This window comes from Mesorhizobium sp. M8A.F.Ca.ET.021.01.1.1 (assembly GCF_003998025.1).
GTDB lineage: Bacteria > Pseudomonadota > Alphaproteobacteria > Rhizobiales > Rhizobiaceae > Mesorhizobium.
In genome coordinates, this window is sequence record NZ_RZSJ01001121.1 from 1 (window position 1) to 419 (window position 419).

The 419-nt window shown below is 62.8% G+C and carries 1 pseudogene; it reads left to right on the forward strand.

From position 1 onward, the window contains the following. Nucleotides 1–419: pseudogene (locus tag EOA36_RS36905) on the forward strand (UxaA family hydrolase); the annotation flags it as partial.

Here is a 419-nt window from a genome sequence, read left to right on the forward strand (position 1 = left end):
ACATCGAGGAGAGCACGATTTTCCGCACGATAACGATCCAGGAAACCGGCGGCACGCGAAAGACAGTCGAGGCCGGCGTCAAGGCGATCGTCGACATGCTGCCTACGGTGAACGCTGCCGAAAGGACGCCGCAACCAGCCTCCGAACTGGTGCTAGCACTGCAATGCGGCGGATCGGACGGCTATTCCGGCATCAGCGCCAATCCGGCACTGGGTGCTGCGGTGGACCTGCTTGTCGGGCAAGGCGGCACGGCCGTGCTCTCGGAGACGCCCGAAATCTATGGCGCCGAACATCTTCTCGCCTTGCGCGCCGAGAGCCGCGCGGTGGGTGAAAAGCTGATCGAGCGCATCCGCTGGTGGGAGGATCATACCGCCAGGCACGACATGGAGATGAACAACAACCCTTCGCCCGGCAATAAG